Annotated in this window: 20 protein-coding genes; 17 read left to right on the forward strand and 3 right to left on the reverse strand. The window is 42.5% G+C overall.

Annotated features, from left to right (window positions below):
- The first annotated feature begins 83 nt into the window (after positions 1–83).
- The 16 genes from mraZ to lpxC all read left to right on the forward strand — a co-directional run bounded on the left by mraZ (position 84) and on the right by lpxC (position 17,837).
- Entirely contained in the window at positions 84–542 is a 459-nt protein-coding gene (gene mraZ / locus CWB77_RS14070) for a division/cell wall cluster transcriptional repressor MraZ (protein WP_010390682.1), read from the forward strand.
- A gap of 29 nt (positions 543–571) precedes the next feature.
- Positions 572–1,510, forward strand: coding sequence for a 16S rRNA (cytosine(1402)-N(4))-methyltransferase RsmH (gene rsmH, locus CWB77_RS14075; RefSeq protein WP_054202314.1), 939 nt, complete (start codon positions 572–574; stop codon positions 1,508–1,510).
- A complete protein-coding gene (gene ftsL, locus CWB77_RS14080) occupies positions 1,507–1,833 on the forward strand; it encodes a cell division protein FtsL (protein WP_010390691.1) in 327 nt (108 codons plus the stop codon). The genes rsmH and ftsL overlap by 4 nt, the downstream gene beginning before the upstream one ends.
- Positions 1,830–3,647 carry a peptidoglycan glycosyltransferase FtsI gene (locus CWB77_RS14085; protein ID WP_010390693.1) on the forward strand — a complete coding sequence of 606 codons (1,818 nt, stop codon included), beginning with the start codon at positions 1,830–1,832 and terminating at the stop codon, positions 3,645–3,647. Before ftsL ends, CWB77_RS14085 begins: the two co-directional genes overlap by 4 nt.
- Positions 3,640–5,118 (forward strand): UDP-N-acetylmuramoyl-L-alanyl-D-glutamate--2,6-diaminopimelate ligase, encoded by a 1,479-nt coding sequence (gene murE, locus CWB77_RS14090; protein WP_171043278.1) that lies wholly within the window; start codon positions 3,640–3,642, stop codon positions 5,116–5,118. Before CWB77_RS14085 ends, murE begins: the two co-directional genes overlap by 8 nt.
- Positions 5,115–6,497: a UDP-N-acetylmuramoyl-tripeptide--D-alanyl-D-alanine ligase gene (locus CWB77_RS14095; protein ID WP_138623276.1), complete on the forward strand. Its 1,383-nt coding sequence runs from the start codon at positions 5,115–5,117 to the stop codon at positions 6,495–6,497. Before murE ends, CWB77_RS14095 begins: the two co-directional genes overlap by 4 nt.
- The gene (gene mraY / locus CWB77_RS14100) at positions 6,497–7,579 is read left to right on the forward strand and encodes a phospho-N-acetylmuramoyl-pentapeptide-transferase (RefSeq protein ID WP_054202311.1); all 1,083 of its coding nucleotides are present in this window, start codon (positions 6,497–6,499) and stop codon (positions 7,577–7,579) included. The genes CWB77_RS14095 and mraY overlap by 1 nt, the downstream gene beginning before the upstream one ends.
- Positions 7,580–8,914, forward strand: coding sequence for a UDP-N-acetylmuramoyl-L-alanine--D-glutamate ligase (gene murD / locus CWB77_RS14105; protein ID WP_138623278.1), 1,335 nt, complete (start codon positions 7,580–7,582; stop codon positions 8,912–8,914).
- On the forward strand, positions 8,911–10,086 hold the full coding sequence (gene ftsW, locus CWB77_RS14110) for a cell division protein FtsW (RefSeq protein ID WP_010390699.1): 1,176 nt from the start codon (positions 8,911–8,913) through the stop codon (positions 10,084–10,086). The genes murD and ftsW overlap by 4 nt, the downstream gene beginning before the upstream one ends.
- Complete coding sequence (gene murG / locus CWB77_RS14115) at positions 10,083–11,159, forward strand: undecaprenyldiphospho-muramoylpentapeptide beta-N-acetylglucosaminyltransferase (RefSeq protein WP_010390701.1); 1,077 nt, start codon at positions 10,083–10,085, stop codon at positions 11,157–11,159. The genes ftsW and murG overlap by 4 nt, the downstream gene beginning before the upstream one ends.
- Before the next feature lie 42 nt (positions 11,160–11,201).
- A complete protein-coding gene (gene murC / locus CWB77_RS14120) occupies positions 11,202–12,611 on the forward strand; it encodes a UDP-N-acetylmuramate--L-alanine ligase (RefSeq protein WP_217694239.1) in 1,410 nt (469 codons plus the stop codon).
- Positions 12,608–13,528, forward strand: a complete 921-nt coding sequence (locus CWB77_RS14125) for a D-alanine--D-alanine ligase (RefSeq protein WP_010390703.1) — start codon at positions 12,608–12,610, stop codon at positions 13,526–13,528. The genes murC and CWB77_RS14125 overlap by 4 nt, the downstream gene beginning before the upstream one ends.
- Before the next feature lies 1 nt (position 13,529).
- A complete protein-coding gene (locus tag CWB77_RS14130) occupies positions 13,530–14,291 on the forward strand; it encodes a cell division protein FtsQ/DivIB (RefSeq protein ID WP_008465294.1) in 762 nt (253 codons plus the stop codon).
- Between the two features lie 13 nt (positions 14,292–14,304).
- A complete protein-coding gene (gene ftsA / locus CWB77_RS14135; RefSeq protein WP_008110678.1) occupies positions 14,305–15,537 on the forward strand; it encodes a cell division protein FtsA in 1,233 nt (410 codons plus the stop codon).
- Between the two features lie 21 nt (positions 15,538–15,558).
- On the forward strand, positions 15,559–16,818 hold the full coding sequence (gene ftsZ, locus CWB77_RS14140; RefSeq protein ID WP_010390706.1) for a cell division protein FtsZ: 1,260 nt from the start codon (positions 15,559–15,561) through the stop codon (positions 16,816–16,818).
- A 107-nt stretch (positions 16,819–16,925) separates the two neighbouring features.
- Positions 16,926–17,837, forward strand: a complete 912-nt coding sequence (lpxC, locus tag CWB77_RS14145; protein ID WP_008110675.1) for a UDP-3-O-acyl-N-acetylglucosamine deacetylase — start codon at positions 16,926–16,928, stop codon at positions 17,835–17,837.
- An 87-nt stretch (positions 17,838–17,924) separates the two neighbouring features.
- On the opposite strand, the gene yjjG is transcribed toward lpxC, so the two are convergent.
- The 3 genes from yjjG to CWB77_RS14160 form a co-directional block, all read right to left on the reverse strand.
- Positions 17,925–18,599 (reverse strand): pyrimidine 5'-nucleotidase, encoded by a 675-nt coding sequence (gene yjjG, locus CWB77_RS14150; protein ID WP_138623280.1) that lies wholly within the window; start codon positions 18,597–18,599, stop codon positions 17,925–17,927.
- Positions 18,600–18,610: 11 nt separating this feature from the next.
- Complete coding sequence (yjjX, locus tag CWB77_RS14155; protein ID WP_138623282.1) at positions 18,611–19,150, reverse strand: inosine/xanthosine triphosphatase; 540 nt, start codon at positions 19,148–19,150, stop codon at positions 18,611–18,613.
- 167 nt (positions 19,151–19,317) lie between these two features.
- Positions 19,318–20,217: a phosphoribulokinase gene (locus CWB77_RS14160; protein ID WP_008114793.1), complete on the reverse strand. Its 900-nt coding sequence runs from the start codon at positions 20,215–20,217 to the stop codon at positions 19,318–19,320.
- Between the two features lie 115 nt (positions 20,218–20,332).
- On the opposite strand from CWB77_RS14160, the gene CWB77_RS14165 reads away from it, so the two are divergent.
- Positions 20,333–21,205 carry a TolB-like translocation protein gene (locus tag CWB77_RS14165; protein WP_138623284.1) on the forward strand — a complete coding sequence of 291 codons (873 nt, stop codon included), beginning with the start codon at positions 20,333–20,335 and terminating at the stop codon, positions 21,203–21,205.
- Positions 21,206–21,398: the final 193 nt, after the last annotated feature.

Here is a 21,398-nt window from a genome sequence, read left to right on the forward strand (position 1 = left end):
GTGGTAAAAAGTGGTGTTTAGTGGATCAAACTGGATCGGGTTAATCAAAAAGTTGATTAAAATAATTTTACAATAGGCTTTTTATGTTTCGTGGCGCAAGTTCACTGAGTTTGGATGATAAAGGACGTTTTGCGGTACCAACAAAGTACCGAGACACGCTATTGTCTGAAGATCAGGGAACGGTTATTTGCACTGTTGCACTCAATGAGCCTTGCCTTTGGTTATACCCCCTTGCTGAATGGTTAGAAATAGAAAGCCGTTTAGCAAAAATATCTAATATGAATCCCAGAGCGCGACGGATGCAACGTATGTTGTTAGGTAATGCGACAGAGTATCAGCTTGATAAAAACGGTCGAATTTTGCTGGCGCCTTCTTTGCGCTCACATGCAGAACTTGGCAAAAAAATTATGCTGGTGGGCTTAATGAATAAATTTGAGATTTGGGATGAGGCGCGTTGGCACGAACAAATGCGCCAAGACACTGAGCTTGAAAGGCTTGGTGAATTTGAACCGAATGACGATTTAGATAACTTTACCCTCTAGCAGCAAAACAAAAAGGCAAAAAATAGCTAATGACAGCGCAATTTGAACACGTATCCGTATTAATGGAAGAAACCATAGATGCACTTGCAATTAAGCCAGACGGCATTTATATGGATGGCACCTTTGGACGTGGCGGACATTCAGGGCAAATATTAGCGCGCTTGGGCGACGCTGGTCGCTTGCAGGCTATTGATCAAGATCCACAAGCTATAAAGTCAGCAGAAAAGTTTGCCGATGATTCACGTTTTTCGATTGCTCACTCACGGTTCTCAAAGTTATACGAAGTTGCTGAGCAAAACGATCTAATTGGTAAAGTTGATGGCATTTTACTTGATATTGGTGTGTCGTCACCGCAGTTAGATGATGCCGCTCGTGGCTTTAGTTTTATGAAAGACGGCCCGCTTGATATGCGAATGGATCCAAGCACAGGCCGTAGCGCTGCGCAGTGGTTAGCTGAGGCGGAACTAGATGACATTACCCATGTGATCAAAAAGCTAGGTGAAGAAAAATTTGGTAAGCGCATTGCGCACAAGATATTGGAAGTGCGTGAACATACGCCAATCACTACCACTAAACAGCTCGCAGATTTAGTTGATGAAGCAGTACCCGTTAAAGATAAGTTTAAACATCCTGCAACGCGCACGTTTCAGGCAATTCGTATTTATATCAATAGCGAGTTAGAGGAAATTCAAACCGCACTACAAGCGGCGATTAAAGTTCTTAAGCCGGGTGGTCGCTTAGTTGTTATTTCTTTTCACTCTTTAGAAGATCGCATTGTAAAACAATTTATTAAAAAACAGAGTAAGGGAGAAGCGATACCCAGAGGTCTGCCTTTAACCGACGCACAAATAAATAAAAACCTGACGTTAAAAGCAGTGGGTAAAGCTATTAAACCAAGTGCTGATGAAGTGGCTCGCAATCCACGCTCTCGTAGCTCAGTACTAAGGATTGCACAGAGGTTGGGATGAGTAAAAAAGCGAGTTATCGCCAACCCAATCTATTTATTGAAATAATTAAAGGCCTAGGTGCGAACAAGATCACCTTGGCCTTGTTGGTTGTGATATTCGCGTCAAGTTTGAGCGTGGTGCAGGTAACTCATTTATCTCGTGCGCAATTAATTGAGCAAGATTCGTTACTGCAAGAGCGTGATGAATTGGATTTAGAGTGGCGTTATTTTTTAGTGGAAGAAGAATTTTATTCGCAACATGCACGCATTGAAGAAGTGGCAACGTCACAATTAGAAATGAAGCGGCCAACCAGCCAAGATGAGCAGGTAATTATATTACAATGAGAACGCGAGGCAAAAAACCAGTCAACAACCTAATCGCATGGCGCTTTATTTTAGTGTGCGCGGTGATTTTTTTAGTGTTTGTGACTTTGGTATCGCGCGCCGCATATTTGCAAGTAATTGAACCCGATAAGGCTCGCTCCGAAAGTGACAAGCGTACGGTACGTGTTGAAAAATTGCATGTGCAACGCGGTATGATCTTCGATCGTAACGGTAAAGAGTTAGCTGTTAGTGTGCCTGTAGTCAGTGTGTATGCAGATCCTAAAGCTTTGCATAAATCACTGGTGAGCAAAGTGCTCAGGCAAGCCCGTAAAAATGGTGAAGATCAGCAAACTCTGCGTGAAAATGTCGCTGAGCTAAACAAGCGTACCGCCCTGTATTATAAAAACGATTTGCGCTGGCGTGAACTAGCCGATGTACTGCGCATTGAACCGAGCAAAATTAATACCCGACTACTTGATGATCCTACTCGTCGCTTTGTTTACTTAAAACGCCAAGTTACTCCGGCTGTTGCTAATTATATTGGCGATTTACGCCTACCAGGTATTCATTTATTAGATGAATCAAAACGCTATTACCCTGCCGGTGAGGTCAGTGCGCATATCATTGGTTTTACTAATATCGATGGCAAAGGCATTGAAGGCATAGAAAAGCTTTACGAAAATGCACTCACAGGTGAAGAAGGCCGACGTACGATTCGAAAAGATGCTCAAGGACGTGAAGTTGAAGTGCTTGATGAGCGCGAGCGAGTGGAGCCTGAGAGTATTCAACTGAGTATTGATCAACGTATTCAGGCGATTGCCTACAAAGCGGTTAAATCAGCGGTATTAACTTACAAGGCCACTTCAGGTTCAGCCATGGTGGTTGATGTTAAAACTGGTGAAGTTTTGGCTATGGTAAATAGTCCTTCATTTAATCCTAACAATTTAAGCGGCGCGGCTCCTCATAAGCGTCGTAACCGTGCAATTACCGATTTGTTTGAACCCGGCTCAACCGTTAAGCCTCTAGCCATTTTAGCTGGATTAGACTACGGCACAATCCAACCGGATGACAAAGTTGATACCTACCCAGGCTGGATGCGTTTAGGGGGCAGCTTAGTACAAGATACCCGTAATCATGGTGAAATGACGCTGCGCGAAATTTTAAAGTACTCCAGTAATATGGGCGTAACGAAAATAAGCCAAACCGTACCCAAAGACTATTTTGTAGGTCTTTACCAAAAGGTGGGTTTTGGTAGTGATAGTGGTACCGGCATGGTCGGGGAAAGTAGTGGTTTATTTTACCCAAATCGTCGCTGGTCAGATCACGAAATTGCCGCACTTTCGTTTGGTTACAATATTGCCGTGAGTACCGCGCAAATGGCTCGTTTTTACGCCATGTTAGGCGCGGGTGGGGTGAACCGCCCACTCACTGTACTAAAGCAAGATTCTATACCTGAAGGTGAACGTGTTTTTCAACAGCAAGATGTTGAAGCTGTAGTTCATATGATGGAAAGCGTATTTGAAGAAGGTGGTACCGCACGACGTATTAAAGTTGATGGCTACCGTGCAGCTGGTAAAACGGGTACTTCTAAAAAGGCCGCTGCAGGTGGTTATGGTGACGAATATGTAGGTTATTTTGCGGGCATTGCCCCTGCGAGTAATCCGCGATTAGCCGTTGTGGTATTGATCAACGAGCCCGGTGGAGATGTTTATTACGGTGGCGCAACGGCAGGTCCGGCGTTTGCAGAAATAATCTCTAATTCATTAAGAATTTTAAACGTTGCCCCAGATAAAGACTCGGTGGCATACGTGAAGGGCAAAGATGATGGTGCGTGATTTACACACAATTTTAAAATATTTAGAAATAGATGCAGCACGTTTAATGGTAAACGAGTTACGTTTAGACAGTCGCAATGTAAAACCTGGTGATGTATTTGTGGCAATAAAAGGTCATCAGCTTGATGGCGGACAGTTTATTGATAAAGCAATTCAGAATGGTGCCAGTGCAATTATTGCCGACAGACTGTGTGAGTTTGAAAGTGATTTTGAGCCGCTTTATTTAGTCTCAGAATTAAATAAGAAGTTGCCTGTATTAGCGAGTAAATTTTACCAGCAACCGAGCCTAGAATTAGACTTAATTGGTGTAACAGGTACCAATGGTAAGTCGACTACTACCGCAATGATTGCTCATTTAGCACAGTTTTGTCATACCCAAGCCGCAATTATAGGCACGCTCGGTTATGGCCATCCAGATAAGTTAACACCGCTGCAAAATACCACGCCCTCGAGTGTGGATTTACAGCATATTTTAAGTGACTTAAAAGAGCAGCAACATCGTTTAGTAGCAATGGAAGTATCATCGCATGGATTGGTACAGCACCGTGTTGATCAGTGCCATTTCAAAGCGGCGGTATTTACTAACCTATCTCGTGATCATCTAGATTATCATGGTGACATGGATAGTTACGGTGATGCCAAGTTGATGCTGTTTCGTGATTTTGATGCTGCCAATGTCATTCTTAACCAAGATGACGGACAAGCAGAGCAATGGATTGAAAAATATAGCTTTAATAAACTAATTTGTTATGGCCGTAACAACTTAGCCCCTAAAAACGCTCAGTTTGTGTATTTTTCTGATGTTAGCTATTCAGCAACCGGTATTTCGGCGCAATTAACTACAAGTTGGGGTGATATTGCCATAAAATCACCGTTATATGGTGAATTTAATCTATATAATTTAACCGCTGCTTTAGCCACATTATTAGCGCTAGGTTACCCATTAACGCAATTAGTGGCAGGGTGTGAGTATTTGCAACCTGTAGCAGGCAGAATGCAAGCATTTACAGCGCCAAATATGCCTACTTGCGTGGTTGATTATGCACATACGCCTGATGCACTCGCACTAGCGTTACAAGCGCTGCAACAACATGTACCAGGTGGAGTGAGTTGTGTATTTGGTTGCGGCGGCGACAGAGATAAAGGTAAACGTGTACTAATGGCACAAGCCGCCGAGCAGTTTGCAGACAAAGTGATCATTACCAGTGATAACCCGCGCTCTGAAGATCCCAATGAAATTATTAATGATGTAGCTGCAGGATTAACACACCCACAAAACGCCCATTTAGAGGCCGACCGGGGTGCTGCCATACAATTTGCTATAGATAACGCGAAAGCCGGTGAGGTTATTTTAATTGCCGGTAAAGGGCATGAAGACTATCAAATTATAGGTAACCAACGCATTGATTTTTGCGACCGCCAATTTGTACAACAACAATTAAAACAAGCAGTAAGAGGGTCTCAAGCATGATCCCAATGGATTTTGATTGGCTAGCTAATGTGCTAGCAACTGATTATCAAGGTGATAATCGTCAAGTAATAAATATAAACACCGATACCCGTACTTTATGTGATGGTGAAGTGTTTTTGGCACTTAAAGGCCCTAACTTTGATGGTCATAAGTTTATTGAGCAAGCAAAACAAAAAGGTGCTATTGGAGTCATTGTCGATCACGTTGTTGATACCGACATTGCTCAATTTGTAGTTGCCGATACCCGTATTGCATTAGGCACAATTGGAACAGCGGTGATGGCGCAAGTTGCACCTAAAACTATCGCTATTACTGGCAGTGTAGGTAAAACCACAGTTAAAGAAATGTGTGCCGCTATTTTATCAAGTAAAGGGGATGTTTTAGCGACTAAAGGCAACTTTAATAATGATATTGGCGTGCCTCTTACCTTATTAAGATTAGAGCCACAGCATCGTTATGCGGTTATTGAACTCGGTGCGAACCATATTGGTGAAATTGCCTACACTACCGCCATGACCAAACCGGATGTTGCCGTGGTATGTAATGTTGCCGCGGCACATTTAGAAGGTTTTGGTAGCTTACAAGGGGTAGCACAAGCCAAAGGCGAAATTTACGATGGTTTAAAAGACGATGGCATTGCCATTGTTAATTGCGATAGCGAGTTTAGTCAGTATTGGCTTGATAAATTAGCAGCGCGAAAGGTTAAATGTTTTTCTAGCAGTGAAAAACTGGATATTTGGGCTGAGGACATCAGCCTAGATGCACAAGCTCGAGCAAGCTTTATGTTATGTACCAAACAACACAGAGTTCCGGTTACGTTAGCATTGCCAGGCAAGCATAATATTAGCAACGCGCTTATTGCTGCTGCATTAACCAGTGAGTTTGACGTGTCACTTGATGAAATTGCCAGCGCCCTAGCGACCATGGGTGAAGTTAAAGGGCGGGTTAACCTGATTGAAGCTAGTGATTCACTCACCATTATTGATGATACTTATAATGCCAACGTTAAATCGGTAAAAGCGGCGATTGATTTACTTAGCGATATTCAAGGTCATCGTATTTTGGCTCTCGGTGATATGGGGGAGCTTGGTGAAGATGCTCGTAAGTATCATCAAGAAGTGGGCGAATATGCATTAGCGCAAGGCATTGATGAGCTATTTACACTCGGTGTATTAAGTAAGTCAGCAAGTGATGTATTTGAGCTGCCTAATCGTCACTTTTCAAATCGTGAGCAAATGCTGCAGCAAATTCAAAACAGTATTAGCAAAGTAGATAAAAAAATTACCCTTGTCGTGAAAGGATCACGCAGTTCTCGCATGGAGCTTTTAGTAACCGATTTAGTTAATGGCCAGCAACAAGCCATCAATGGAGTATCATAATGTTAGTTTGGCTGGCTGAGTATTTAACTCAATATTATAGTGGCTTTAATGTTTTTTCGTATTTAACTCTTCGTGCCATTTTAGGTATTTTGACCGCGTTAATTATGTCGCTTTATTTGGGGCCAAAGTTAATTCGTGGTTTACAGCGCATGCAAATTGGGCAAACAGTACGTGATGATGGTCCGCAATCACACTTGTCTAAATCGGGTACACCGACCATGGGTGGCTTACTTATTTTAGCGGCAATATTCACTAGCACTTTATTGTGGGCTGATTTGTCTAATAAATACGTATGGGCCACATTGTTTGTGATTGGCTCATTAGGGATTGTTGGCTTTATTGACGATTACCGTAAGGTGATCCGTAAAGACCCCAAAGGACTGATTGCTAAGTGGAAGTATTTTTGGCAATCAGTAATTGCATTGGTTGTAGCAACTGCACTTTACATGACCAGTACCCAAGCGACAGAAACATCTCTTGTTGTGCCATTTTTTAAAGATGTACTGCCACAACTAGGCCTGTTTTATATCGTAATCACGTATTTTGCATTGGTGGGCACCTCAAACGCAGTTAATTTAACCGACGGACTAGATGGTTTGGCTATTGTGCCAACAATTTTGGTGGCTGCAGCACTGGCTATTATTGCTTACTTAACGGGTAATATTAACTTTTCGGCTTATTTACATATTCCGCACTTGCCACTTGCCAGTGAATTGGTAGTGGTGTGTACCGCTATTGTGGGTGCAGGGTTAGGCTTTTTATGGTTTAACACCTACCCAGCACAAGTGTTTATGGGCGATGTAGGCTCGTTAGCTCTAGGTGGTGCATTAGGTATTATTGCTGTGCTGGTTCGCCAAGAGTTATTACTTATTATTATGGGGGGCGTGTTTGTAATGGAAGCGCTGTCGGTAATTTTACAAGTTGGCTCTTATAAATTACGCGGCCAACGTATTTTTAAAATGGCGCCGATTCACCATCACTACGAACTTAAAGGATGGCCAGAGCCACGCGTTATTGTGCGCTTTTGGATAATTTCTATTGTGCTGGTGCTCGCTGGCCTTGCGACATTAAAGATCCGATAAATGCAGTATTTAAACGAGATAAAAAATAAACAAATAACAGTGCTCGGACTCGGTGTAACCGGTCTGGGCATTGTGCGTTTTTTATTATCTCAAGGAATACAGCCCAATGTAGTCGATAGCCGAGAAAATCCTCCCAGTGTTGATTGGCTCAAGCAACATGCCGCTAATCTTAATACTCACTTTGGTGATTTAAATAATGCGGCACTCAGTGCTTGCGATATGATCATTATTAGTCCCGGGCTAAGTTTAAAAACCCCTGCGGTTGCACAGGCAATGAATGCCGGCGTAGAAGTGATTGGTGATGTTGAGTTATTTGCCCGCATTAACACTAAACCAGTTGTTGCGGTAACAGGCTCAAATGGTAAATCAACAGTAGTAACCCTTGCTTACGAAGTATTAAAAACCGCAGGTTATAAAGTAGCACTGGGCGGCAATATTGGCACAGCTGTACTGGATTTACTTGACGGTGATTTTGATGTGTTTGTACTGGAGCTGTCTAGTTTTCAGCTTGATACCACTGACAGCTTAAAAGCCAGCAGTGCAACTGTGCTTAATATTTCAGAAGATCATCTCGATCGCTATGATAGCTATCAAGCTTATATAGATTCAAAGTTAAGTATTTATAACGGCGCTGAACTTTTAGTTATTAATGCTGACGATAGACAAACCCACCCAGTGAGTCGCACGTTAGCACCACAAGTTAGTTTTGGAGAAACACAAGGTGATTACCACTTAGCACAGCATAATAACGAAGCGTACTTTATGGTAAAGGGCGAAGCTTATTTACCAGTCAGTACTTTAGCTGTTGTTGGTAAGCATAACTATTTAAACACATTGGCAGTAATGGCGTTACTCAGTCCGTTTGAAATAACTAAAGCGCATTATAAAACTGCATTATCTCAATTTAATGGATTGGCACATCGTTGTCAGTTTGTGGGTGAGCTTAATAGCGTTAAGTATTTCAATGACTCTAAAGCCACTAATGTAGGCGCAACAATAGCGGCCATTGATAGTTTAGCGGGTAAGCAACAAAACTTAGTGGTTATTGCTGGTGGCGATGCAAAAGGCGCTGATTTAGAGGCACTTAAACCTTATGTTGAGCAACACGTTAAAGCCCTCATTTGCTTTGGTAAAGATGCAAAAGAGTTAGTGGCACTAACTGCTAAAGGTCATTTAACCACCAACATGTCTGAAGCTGTGGCGCTTGCTAAACAATTAAGTACGTCAGGCGATACGGTTTTATTAGCCCCAGCCTGCGCCAGTATAGATATGTACAACAACTATATGCAGCGCGGCGATGATTTTGTGCATTGTGTATTGCAGGAGCTGCCATGATAGCTTTTGCGGATATTAAAGAGGCATTTACTCCTAAACCTTCGGCGCAGCTTTATGATGTGCCGCTCCTTTATTGCATGCTAATGCTAATAGGGGTGGGCTTTGTGATGGTAACTAGTGCTTCAATGCCGACGGCCGATAGGCTGTTTGGCAACATTTATCATTTTACTATCCGCCACGGTATTTTTTTAGGGCTCTCGTTTTGTTTATTTTGCATAAGTACTCAAGTACCTATGTCGTGGTGGAAAAAAGCTAACCCCTACTTATTACTAATCGGCTTGGTGTTGTTATTGGTGGTGCTAATTGTGGGGCGAGAAGTGAATGGTTCTACCCGTTGGATACCTATAGGACCATTTAATATTCAGGCTTCCGAGCTCGCTAAGTTATTCTTTTTTAGTTATATCGCTGGCTATTTAGTGCGTAAGCGCAGTGAAGTACAAGAAAACATAAAAGGCTTTGCTAAACCCATAGCGGTATTTGCCGTTTATGCGGCACTTATTTTAATGCAGCCCGATTTAGGAACCGTGGTGGTGATGTTTGTTACTACGGTTGGTTTATTGTTTTTAGCCGGTGCCAAGCTTTGGCAATTTTTTGCACTTATTTTAACCGGTATTGCGTTGGTGGTTGGGTTGATTGTGTTTGAGCCCTATCGTATGGCGCGTGTGGTGGGTTTTTTAGAGCCTTGGGACGACCCTTTTGGTAAAGGTTATCAATTAGTGCAATCACTGATGGCTTATAGCCAAGGTGATTGGTTTGGCCAAGGCTTAGGTAATAGCGTACAAAAATTACAATATTTACCGGAAGCACACACCGATTTTATTTTTGCCGTGATTGCTGAAGAACTTGGTTTTATGGGCGTATTGAGTATTTTAATGGTATTAGGAACATTAGTATTTAGAGCGCTACTAATTGGCCAAAATGCGCTTAAAAACGGTAAAGAATATGAAGGCTATTTAGCTTTAGCTATCGGTATTTGGTTTGCATTTCAAACTATGGTTAATGTAGGCGCCAGTGCCGGTATATTACCAACCAAAGGACTAACCCTACCGTTTATTTCCTATGGTGGCTCAAGTTTATTAATGATGACCATAGCCACTGGTATTTTATTACGGGTAGATTTTGAAACGAAGATGGCAACTAAACAGGCCACGTCGGGGGGAGCTAAACGATGAGTAAAAAAATAGTCGTTGTAGCAGGGGGCACAGGTGGACATATTTTCCCGGGGATTGCGGTTGCTGATTATCTCAAACAGCAAGGTTGGCAAGTTAGCTGGATAGGCACTCCTGATAGAATGGAAGCCAGTGTCGTGCCCAAGCACAACATAGAAATTGATTTTATTGATGTAAAAGGCGTGCGAGGTAATGGTTTAAAACGCCTCATTAAAGCGCCATTCATGGTTATTAATGCAATATTGCAGGCGCGTAAAGTATTAAAACAACAACGCCCTGACGTGGTTTTAGCTATGGGCGGCTACGTGACAGGCCCTACGGGTATTGCGGCAAAAAGTCTCGGTATCCCTTTGGTAATTCATGAGCAAAACGCCGTAGCTGGTATGAGCAATAAATGGCTAGCGAAATTTGCGAATCGCGTATTAGCTGCATTTCCAAGTGCTTTTGCCAGTGGTAAAGCTGAGCTGGTGGGTAACCCTGTGCGTCAGAGTGTAGTTGATATACCTAAGCGGGAAATATCAAGTCCAATTAATATGCTTGTAGTGGGTGGCTCACTAGGTGCACAAGTACTTAACCAAACACTGCCTGAAGCATTTAAGCGCTTAAATGATACCTGTGCCATTAATGTTTGGCACCAAACTGGTAAAGGCCATTTTGCTAGTGTGAGCGAAAGTTACCAGCAGCAACAAATGGGCGATGAACAAGTAACTGTTGCTGAATTTATTGATGATATGGATACCGCTTATAGCTGGGCCGATATTGTAATTTGTCGCGCCGGAGCGCTCACGGTTAGTGAAATTGCTGCAGCAGGTAAAATGGCGGTATTTGTACCGTTTCCACATGCGGTTGATGATCACCAAACAGCAAATGCACAGTATTTAGTAATGGCAGAAGGGGCATTATTAATGCCACAGGGGCAATTTAATCAGCGCAGCATTGTTGAACTTTTAAGTCCCTATTTAGCCGAACCTTTATTAATAACTAAAATGGCTGCTAAAGCAAAGCAGCAGGCTATTTTAGATGCCACAGCCAGCGTCGCTATGCACTGTGAGCAAGTAACAAATAAGAGAATATAAGTGAAACAGACATTAGCAAAAGAAAAATATACACGCCCTGCGATGCGCCGCATTGAAACTATTCACTTTGTAGGAATAGGTGGTGCAGGTATGGGCGGTATTGCAGAAGTATTGGCTTTTGAAGGTTACCGTATTACCGGCTCGGATATAGCGCATAGCGCCATGACCGAGCGTTTAATTCAAGCGGGCGCTGAAGTATTTATTGGCCATCATGAAAATAATGTAAAAGACGCTAATGTGGTGGTGGTTTCAAGTGCAATTGATAAAACAAACCCTGAAATTCAAGCCGCGCAAGCTGCGCGTATTCCGGTGGTTCGCCGTGCAGAAATGTTAGCTGAGCTGATGCGTTTTCGTCATGGTATTGCCATTGCCGGTACCCATGGTAAAACCACAACAACTAGTTTAATTGCCAGCATTTATGCACAAGCAGGGCTCGATCCAACCTTTATTATTGGCGGTTTATTAAATAGTGCTGGCAGCAATGCTAAAGTAGGCAAAAGCGACTTTTTAATCGCTGAAGCGGATGAAAGCGATGCTTCATTTTTGCATTTACAGCCAATGGTATCGGTGATCACTAATATTGAAGAAGATCACATGGAAACTTATGGCGGCAGCTTAGAAAAAATGAAAGATACTTATGTTGAATTCATTCATAACCTGCCGTTTTACGGGCTAGCTGTAGTGTGTATAGATTCAGACGTTGCCGCAGAATTAATACCTCGCTTTGGTCGTCCGGTGATCACTTATGGTGAATCGCAAGATGCTGACTATCGAATGAGTGAATTTAGCCAAACAGCCAATACATGCCAATTTACTGTTACTAATAAACAAGGCGAGAGTTTAACCGCTAAGTTAAATATGCCAGGTAAACACAATGCCCTAAATGCAACCGCAGCGATTGCGGTGGCAAAAGATCAAAACATAGCTAATCATGCAATTTTAGCGGCATTAGATACTTTTGAAGGCATTGGCCGTCGTTTTCAGCATTATGGTGAATTTGAAAACGAATGCGGTAATGTGATGTTAGTAGATGACTATGGTCATCACCCATCAGAAGTGGCAGCTACCATCACCGCAGCGAGAGAAGGCTGGCCTGATAAGCGTTTAGTGATGGTTTATCAGCCGCATCGCTATACTCGTACTCGCGATTTATACGAAGATTTTGTGAAAGTACTCGCCGAGGTTGATCAGTTGCTATTGCTTGATGTTTACAGTGCAGGCGAAGAGCCGATTGTGGGCGCTGATAGTAAGAGTTTATGCCGCAGTTTACGCCAGCGTGGCAAAGAGCCATTGCATGTAGCTTCAAGCTCAGAGCTTGCAGGTGTACTTGCTAACTGCCTGCAAAATAATGATTTAGTACTTACGCAAGGCGCAGGTAACATAGGTCAGTTAGTTAAAAACTTAGCAGCAACAAATATGTCGATAGAAAAATTAAAGCAAGGTGAAGTATGACACAGGTAAGTTCCCAGTTTGGTAAAGTAGCGGTGCTGCTAGGTGGAAACTCAGCAGAGCGCGACGTGTCATTAAAATCTGGTCAAGCAGTCCTTAATGCACTTCTTGCCTGTGGCATTGATGCGATTGCGTTTGACCCTCAAAATCGTTCATTGTGGGAATTAAAAGACTTAAACGTTGATCGCGTTTTTATTGCGCTGCATGGCCGAGGTGGTGAAGATGGCACAGTACAAGGTGCTTTAGAGTTTATGAACTTGCCTTACACTGGCAGTAATGTACTGGGTTCAGCATTAGCAATGGATAAAATTCGTTGTAAGCACTTGTTTAAATCGGCAGGCTTAAGCACAGCACCTTATGCGGTAGTTGATGCTAAAAAAGGCTTTGATGCTAAAGCAATTATCGATGAATTTAAAAAAGTGATGGTAAAACCATCGCACGAAGGCTCAAGTATTGGTATGGCACAAGCAAGCTCTGCAGAAGAGCTTGAAGATGCGCTCAGCAATGCATTTAAGTTCGACAGCCAAGTATTGGTAGAGCAGTGGATCTCGGGGCGCGAATTTACAATTACGGTGCTTGGTGATGAAGTACAACCTGTGATTGAAATGAGCACGCCAAATGGTTTTTATGACTACCAAGCTAAATATCAGTCAAGTACGACGCAATATCATTGTCCTGCTGATTTATCACAACCAGATACCCAAAAACTACAAGCAATGGCACTCGATGCGTTTGATTTAGTGGGTGCAAGTGGCTGGGGTCGCGTCGATGCAATGCAAGATCAGCAAGGCCAATTTTACTTGTTGGAAGTAAATACAGTGCCAGGCATGACAGAAAAATCATTGGTGCCAATGGCTGCAAAAGCCAATGGGGCAAGTTTTGAGCAATTAGTTGTTCGCATTTTGGAGCAAACCCTTTAATATGCATCCCTTTTTAGAGAAAGCGCAGCAACTAAAACAGCAACTTAACTGGTCGCTGATTTTTGGAGTGAGCTTTTTTCTGGCTGTGGTGATTGGGTTAATTGAAATAACCAATGGGGTTTCCCATTGGTTAGTTGCAAATAAAGATGCGCAAATTAAGCATCTAACGGTGTTGGGGAGCCCCAAATACACCGATGAAAAAGCAATAACTACCGCGATAAAAAAAGCGGATTTAAGTAGCTTTTTTGAGTTAAACGTAAAGCATGTTCAGCATTTAGTGCAAGAACTACCTTGGGTCGCAACGGTATCGGTAAGAAAGCAATGGCCTGATACTATCCAAGTTTACGTGGTAGAGCATCAAGCGGTCGCTCACTGGAACAGTGATTTATTGATTAACCAAAGCGGCGATGCGTTTGAGGCTAAAAGTGATAAATTAAGTGCCACATTACCCCAGTTATATGGGCCAGAAGGCAGTGAAAAAGAAGCATGGGTAGCGTTTAAACAGTTTGATGAAATGCTTAAAGTAAATGCACTAACGCTCACTAGCCTTGCGCTATCTGAGCGGTTTTCGTGGCAACTTTGGTTAGATAATGGCGTGCGTTTAAATTTAGGGCGCAAGGATAAAGCCAAGCGTGTACAGCGTTTTATAGACGTTTATTCACGCATAGAACAACGTGCTGATGCACAGATAGATGCAATTGATTTACGCTACGATACCGGCCTTGCAGTGAGCTATAAGCCAATGCAAGAACAGCAATTATAATAAAGAGTAAGGCATGACTAAGTCAGCAGAAAGAAACCTAGTGATTGGATTAGACGTAGGCACTTCGAAAGTAGTGGCCACGGTAGGTGAAATCACCACAGATAACAAGCTCAGCATTGTTGGCGTGGGGAGCCAAGTATCTTATGGAATGGATAAAGGCGGCGTTAACGATTTAAATTTAGTGTCTGAGTCTATTCGCCGCGCAATTGATGAAGCTGAATTGATGGCTGATTGTCGTATTAGCTCGGTTTATTTGGGCATTTCTGGCAAACATATTCAATGTCAGAACGAAAGCGGTGTTGTCGCTATTAATAATACTGAAGTAACCGATGAAGACATTGAAAATGTAATCCATATTGCTCGCTCAGTACCAATTTCAGCTGAACGCAAAATGTTGCATGCCTTGCCACAAGAGTACAGCATTGACATGCAAGAGGGGATTAAAAACCCACTTGGCATGAGTGGTGTGCGTATGGAAGCACGCGCGCACATTATTACCTGCTCCAACGACATGGCTAAAAATATAGAAAAATGTGTTGAACGTTGTGGGCTTGAAGTTGACCAACTTATATTCACTGCGCTTGCCTCTTGTTACTCCGTACTGACGGACGATGAAAAAGAGCTAGGTGTCGCGGTGCTAGATATCGGTGGTGGTACTATGGATATCACTATTTATATTAATGGTGCACTGCGTCATTCTGCGGTTATTCCGGTGGCGGGCAACCAAGTAACCGGTGATATTGCAAAAATATTTCGCACACCTATATCACATGCAGAGTCACTCAAAGTACAATATGCCTGTGCAAGTAGCCAAATGGCGAGCAGCGAAGACACGATTGAAGTGCCAAGCGTAGGTGGGCGACCAGCAAGACTGATGTCTAGGCATACGTTGTCTGAAGTGGTTGAGCCACGTTTTAGAGAATTATTTGAACTGGCGATGGAAGAAATTCGTCGCTCAGGATTAGAAGACCAAATTGCAGCAGGTCTCGTCATTACTGGCGGAACTGCTAAAATGACTGGCGCAATGGAAGTGGCTGAAGATATTTTTCAGATGCCAGTAAGAATAGGTAAACCAATTGGTGTAGTAGGTTTAACTGATTATGTTGATGATCCATCGTACGCAACCGCTGTAGGTTTGTTACAATACGGGCGTACTATGCAGTCGATGAATGCACAAAAGTCGAAAGCGGATGATAATAATAATTGGTGGAACCGCATCACAAAATGGTTTCAAGGCGAGTTTTAGTACTCAAGTCGGAGAGTAAATATGTTTGATATAATGGAACAACACAGCGAAGAAGCTGTAATAAAAGTAATCGGTGTAGGCGGTGGCGGCGGTAACGCAGTTGAGCACATGGTAAAACAACAAATAGAAGGCGTTCGTTTTATCGCAGCCAATACGGATGCGCAAGCATTACGTAATTCAGCCGCTGATGTAACAGTACAATTAGGCACGCAAATAACCTCTGGGTTAGGTGCGGGGGCTAACCCAGAAGTAGGTCGTGAATCGGCTGAAGAAGACGCCGAAACCATCCGTGCTAGCCTTGAAGGCGCTGATATGGTGTTTATTGCGGCAGGTATGGGCGGCGGTACAGGTACCGGTGCTGCGCCAGTCGTGGCTAAAATTGCTAAAGAGCTGGGTATTTTAACTGTTGCTGTGGTAACCCGTCCGTTTGATTTTGAAGGTAAAAAGCGTGCCGCTGCTGCAGAGCAAGGTATTAGCGAATTATCTGAAATTGTGGACTCGTTAATCACTATTCCAAATAACAAGTTACTAAAAGTATTGGGTAAAGGAACAACTTTACTGGATGCATTTGCTAAAGCAAATGACGTATTGTTTGGTGCGGTACAAGGTATTGCTGAGTTAATTACTCGCTCGGGTCTAATTAACGTGGATTTCGCCGACGTACGTACAGTTATGTCTGCAATGGGCACAGCGATGATGGGCACTGCATCTGCGTCGGGTCCTGATCGTGCACAAGAAGCAGCAGAAGCTGCTATTTCAAGCCCGCTTCTAGAAGACGTAGATTTAACAGGTGCTAAAGGCATTTTGGTTAACATTACTGCGGGTATGGATATCGCGATTGAAGAATTCGAAATTGTGGGTAATCACGTTAAGGCGCTAGCGTCTGAAAACGCAACGGTTGTTGTTGGCGCGGTAATTGACCCAGAAATGACGGATGAGCTACGTGTAACCGTGGTTGCAACCGGCTTAGGTGGCGATCGTCGTCCACAGTTTGGTATCGTAGATAACGGTTTCAAAAAAGCGTCAGGCTCTGATGTAACTAGCTCAAGCACACAAACAAGCAGCAGCATGTACGTACCTAGCTTTGCAAGCCAAGGCACAAGCACGACTGAAGAGCCTGCAACGACATCGCAAACTGAATCAAAAGAGCAAAGCAGCACATCGACTAGCTCTTCAAGTTCAGCAACGAATACGTCGTCGAGTAGTGCTAATAAAACAGATAAGTCTGAGGGTGGCGATTATTTCGACATTCCTGCTTTTTTACGTAAACAAGCAGACTAATTAAAAACAGTACTTTTGTGCGAAATGTGAACAAATATTGTAGTTATACCGTATTTATGTTACACTCCGCCGTCTAACTGTAATATATACTTAAAGTGAGCGAACCTATGATTAAACAGCGTACGATTGCACAAGTAGTCAAAGCCATAGGAATTGGACTTCATAAAGGTGAGAAGGTCACAATAACTCTCCGACCTGCGAGCGCAAATACTGGGATTGTATTTCGTCGTGTCGACCTTGATCCGGTTGTTGATTTTGAAACAACGCCTGAAGCCGTTGGTGATACGCAATTGTGTACCTGTTTAATCAACAAAGATGGTGTTCGCTTATCAACTACTGAGCATTTAATTGCAGCTGTTGCGGCCATGGGTATCGACAATCTGATTGTTGAACTTGACAGCTCAGAAGTTCCAATAATGGATGGTAGTGCATTGCCATTCATTTATTTATTACAAAAAGGCGGCATTGAAGAGCAAAATGTTGCAAAACGTTTCATTCGTATTAAAGAAAAAGTACGTATTGAAGAAGGCGACAAATGGGCCGAAGTAGAACCTTACGACGGATTCCATATCGATTTTGAAATTGCCTTTGATCACCCTGCAATTAATGAAAGCCGCCAACGCATTGGCTTAGATATTACCGCACAAAGCTTCACTGAAGAAATTAGCCGTGCGCGTACTTTTGGCTTTATGAAAGATATTGAATACATGCATGCTAATAACCTTGCACTAGGTGGTAGCATGGATAGTGCAGTGGTACTTGATGAATTTAAAGTTTTAAATCCAAACGGTCTGCGTTACTCAGACGAGTTCGTCAAGCATAAGATACTAGACTGTGTAGGTGACATGTTTATGACAGGTCATAACCTTTTGGGTAAAGTAACTGCATTTAAATCAGGTCATGATTTAAATAACAAGTTACTACGCAAAATTATGGCAACCGAGTCAGCATGGGAGTGGGCAACCTTTGAAACGCCTGTTTCGATGCCTGCACCCGGCCTTGAATTAGCAAACGCCTAATCAGTTAATCGCTTACATACAGTTATAAAAAATGACGCTAATTAGCGTCATTTTTTTTGGCTGTTTGTCAGCACAATCAGTCAGGTATTACAGACCTAAAATAGTTTGTAACTGTTTTAACTCAGTGACTTGGTACGTTGGCTTAATACCTTCAGGTAAGATTACCCCAGGGTGCTGTAACCAGCAGGTGTCGATGCCTGCATTTCGTCCACCAAGAATATCACTACTGGCGGTATCACCTACCATTAAAATTTGTTCTTTCGGTGGATTCCCCATTAAATTAAAGGTGTGCTCAAATATCTCTTTTGCAGGCTTAGCAATACCTACTTTTTCAGAGATTACCAGCCAATCGAACATATCTTGCAGCCCAGTATGCGCTAAACGACGTGCTTGCAGCTGACTAAAGCCATTAGTGATAATACCTAATTTGGCATGAGGTTTAAGGGCGTTTAATAATTCAACCGCACCGGGTAAAGGCATACAAATTTCAGCCATTGCCGATAAGAAGTCATCATTGAGCTGCTGGGCTGAAACATTAAGCTTATTTGCCAGCTCACTAAAGCGAGTTACTTGCAGGTGGTTTGCGGTAATTTCGTTATTTTGATAGGCAATCCATAATGGCTTATTGGTATTTTGGTAATGTTCATAATCTGCTTTGGTAAAATCCATGCCATAAGCTGCCAACATTTTTTGTAAGCCAGCAAAGGCATTAAAGCTAAATAAGGTTTCGTCGGCATCAAATAATACGTAGTTATACTTCATTAAAACATCCGTTATTGATTATATAAAGTGGGATTAAGAAAAGGGGCCATGGCGAGAGTCAGCGCTTGAGTATAGGTACTTTCTCGTGTTGCATGATGATCAGTTAATAAACCAATAGCACCCCCTTGCTGCTTAATATTGGTGGTATTAAAAGCTTTATCCATCACATCTCCGAGCTCTTCACCTTGCAGCAATGCTTTATAAAAAACCGGAGGCAAAGGTAAGTTACTGCTTCGTCCTGTAACTTGCTGTGCGCCGTCATCAATAACAACATAGGCAAAGGTTGCTGCACCATAGCTAAATTGCGCTGCGCCGCCTTCCATCGCTATGTAGTAGTCTGCTTGATGCTGTGCTTTACAGTAGTTAACTCGATTCTGTGCACCCAAACACGTTTGTTCTTCGCCTATAGGCTGATCGGGTACATCAGAGGGGGCGTGAACGCCACTACATTCAATTATATGCTCAGGGAAATACATCGCAAAAATGTGTTTAGCGGCATTTACTTTTACTGGGTTTTTAGACCCGACAACAATTTTAATGGCTTGCGACATAGTACTCTCATCATACTTAAAATCAGCAGTGTACGTGAGTTAGACTAAACAAAAAAGAGCAGAATGTATTTGCGATCACTTGATAAAAGAAATGATCAGCTCCATAGGATCATTGTATGTTGTTAGATCTTCTAAACCAAAAAGTCTCTAACAGATTATCGATACACTTAAATAGGAATTTCAGGTGGGGCTAATTTTGCTAAGGCGCGTTTTTTCAAAATAATATCTTTGATCAGTGGCGTAAGCACTAGCTCCATAGCGAGTCCCATTTTGCCACCGGGTACCACAAGCGTATTGATCCGCGACATAAAGCTGCCTTCAATCATACGTAAATAATACGGGAAATCAACGTCATCAATGCCCCTAAAGCGAATAACGACAAAGCTTTCATCAAGGGAGGGGATATCTTTTGCGCTAAATGGGTTGGAGGTATCAACGGTGGGTACTCGCTGAAAGTTAATATGGGTACGAGAAAATTGCGGCGTTATATGATTAATGTAGTCATCCATACTGCGTACAATCGAGTCCATTACTTTTTCACGAGAATGGCCGCGTTCTGAGGTATCGCGAATAAGCTTTTGGATCCACTCAAGGTTAATAATTGGCACCATGCCTATGAGTAAATCAACATGCTTAGCAACATCATGATCTTCGTCGACCACGCCGCCATGTAAGCCTTCGTAAAACATTAGATCTGTATTTTGCTCAAGCTCTTGCCAAGGAGTAAATGTTCCAGGTAACTGGTTATAAGGCACGGCCTCATCAAAGGTATGTAAATAACGACGCAGTTTACCTTCGCCTGTTTCACCATACTTGGTAAATAAGTCTTCTAATGCGCCAAAGTCATTGGCTTCTCGGCCAAAATAACTTATGTGTTTACTTTCTTGTTGGGCTTCTCGAATTTTTTTGTCCATTTCAGGACGTGTGTAACGATGAAAGCTATCACCTTCAATAAATGCAGCATTGATATCGAGGCTGCGGAAAATATGCTTCACGGCATTGGTGGTGGTTGTAGTGCCTGCTCCAGATGAGCCGGTGATTGCAATAATAGGGTGTTTAGCTGACATGTTTGTTCTCTTTTTTATGACCCGTTAGTTATAAAGACCTTACTAAGCTAGGTCAAGTGACGTCATCAGTAAATAACGTTATCATGAGGTGCTTAAAATTAAAACGAGAGAAAGCATGAAACTGATCAAACCGCTGTTAGGGCTAATAACAATTAATGCTTTAACATTGGGCGTTGCCCAAGCAAATATGCCTAAAAGTCAAATACTGCTTGCCGATTTAAATACTCCGCATGGCATACGCGTAAGTATTGTTAGTGATAAAACCAGCTACAACAATCAGCCCTATTTAACCGACACGGGCCTTTATTATACGCGTGAGGTAATCAGTAATAATCAGAGCCAAACTGATATTGCGCTTTACGATTTATCATCAAAACAAACCTCCATGATCACCAATACAGCTGTAAGTGAGTATTCGCCAACAGTAACACCGAGTGGCGATAGTTTATCTGCTATCGTGGTTGAAGAAGATGGCAAACAAAAGTTATGGCAATATCCGCTGAGCACAGAGCAGGCGCCAAGTCGTATTTTTGATTGGATTGAGCCTGTGGGCTACCACGCTTGGGGTAATAACAACGATTTAGTAATGTTTATTTTAGGTGAGCCACATACATTACAATATACCTCGGTTGTTGCGGCTAAAGGTGAAGTTGTTGCAAATAACATTGGTCGCACACTTATTTACGATAAATCGCGAAGTGAATTTTTATTTAGTCATAGTAAAAATGGCCAGCACCAGTTAGCCCGTTTTGACCCTCAAACCAAGCAGGTAAGCAACATCCTTAGGTTGCCAAACCAAGTACAAGACTTCATCTTAAAAGATGAAAATACTATTGCTTACGCAGTTAAAAACCGTATTTATCAACGACAACTAACAGCTGGATCTGATATATCTCAATGGCTCGATTTAAGCCAATATTGTGATACTGAAATAAGCCGGTTGAGTTATAAAAATCAGCAATTAGCGTTTGTATGTAGTGTTAAATAAACACTAAATAATAAATTCGGACTTTCACTCATGCATGAGTTAGTCTAGGGTCTGTTGACCTTTGCGAATTACAATTTGTTCAAACTAGGGGCTGTTTAATCGCGGCGCGAGGTTTGTAACCTAGTGGGCTAAGTAAAAACCGAGCAACAAAGAGTAAATCGCCCCTAGGCAGAACCCGAAGGGCAGCGCCTGT

This window comes from Pseudoalteromonas sp. S1610 (genome assembly GCF_005887465.1).
GTDB lineage: Bacteria > Pseudomonadota > Gammaproteobacteria > Enterobacterales > Alteromonadaceae > Pseudoalteromonas > Pseudoalteromonas undina.

What these genes read in the sequence shown, in the direction of transcription:
- mraZ (WP_010390682.1), top strand. Translation starts at nt 84, where the DNA reads ATGTTTCGTGGCGCAAGTTCACTGAGTTTGGATGATAAAGGACGTTTT.
- rsmH (WP_054202314.1), top strand. Translation starts at nt 572, where the DNA reads ATGACAGCGCAATTTGAACACGTATCCGTATTAATGGAAGAAACCATA.
- ftsL (WP_010390691.1), top strand. Translation starts at nt 1,507, where the DNA reads ATGAGTAAAAAAGCGAGTTATCGCCAACCCAATCTATTTATTGAAATA.
- CWB77_RS14085 (WP_010390693.1), top strand. Translation starts at nt 1,830, where the DNA reads ATGAGAACGCGAGGCAAAAAACCAGTCAACAACCTAATCGCATGGCGC.
- CWB77_RS14095 (WP_138623276.1), top strand. Translation starts at nt 5,115, where the DNA reads ATGATCCCAATGGATTTTGATTGGCTAGCTAATGTGCTAGCAACTGAT.
- mraY (WP_054202311.1), top strand. Translation starts at nt 6,497, where the DNA reads ATGTTAGTTTGGCTGGCTGAGTATTTAACTCAATATTATAGTGGCTTT.
- murD (WP_138623278.1), top strand. Translation starts at nt 7,580, where the DNA reads ATGCAGTATTTAAACGAGATAAAAAATAAACAAATAACAGTGCTCGGA.
- ftsW (WP_010390699.1), top strand. Translation starts at nt 8,911, where the DNA reads ATGATAGCTTTTGCGGATATTAAAGAGGCATTTACTCCTAAACCTTCG.
- murG (WP_010390701.1), top strand. Translation starts at nt 10,083, where the DNA reads ATGAGTAAAAAAATAGTCGTTGTAGCAGGGGGCACAGGTGGACATATT.
- murC (WP_217694239.1), top strand. Translation starts at nt 11,202, where the DNA reads ATGCGCCGCATTGAAACTATTCACTTTGTAGGAATAGGTGGTGCAGGT.
- CWB77_RS14125 (WP_010390703.1), top strand. Translation starts at nt 12,608, where the DNA reads ATGACACAGGTAAGTTCCCAGTTTGGTAAAGTAGCGGTGCTGCTAGGT.
- CWB77_RS14130 (WP_008465294.1), top strand. Translation starts at nt 13,530, where the DNA reads ATGCATCCCTTTTTAGAGAAAGCGCAGCAACTAAAACAGCAACTTAAC.
- ftsA (WP_008110678.1), top strand. Translation starts at nt 14,305, where the DNA reads ATGACTAAGTCAGCAGAAAGAAACCTAGTGATTGGATTAGACGTAGGC.
- ftsZ (WP_010390706.1), top strand. Translation starts at nt 15,559, where the DNA reads ATGTTTGATATAATGGAACAACACAGCGAAGAAGCTGTAATAAAAGTA.
- lpxC (WP_008110675.1), top strand. Translation starts at nt 16,926, where the DNA reads ATGATTAAACAGCGTACGATTGCACAAGTAGTCAAAGCCATAGGAATT.
- yjjG (WP_138623280.1), bottom strand. Translation starts at nt 18,599, where the DNA reads ATGAAGTATAACTACGTATTATTTGATGCCGACGAAACCTTATTTAGC.
- yjjX (WP_138623282.1), bottom strand. Translation starts at nt 19,150, where the DNA reads ATGTCGCAAGCCATTAAAATTGTTGTCGGGTCTAAAAACCCAGTAAAA.
- CWB77_RS14160 (WP_008114793.1), bottom strand. Translation starts at nt 20,217, where the DNA reads ATGTCAGCTAAACACCCTATTATTGCAATCACCGGCTCATCTGGAGCA.
- CWB77_RS14165 (WP_138623284.1), top strand. Translation starts at nt 20,333, where the DNA reads ATGAAACTGATCAAACCGCTGTTAGGGCTAATAACAATTAATGCTTTA.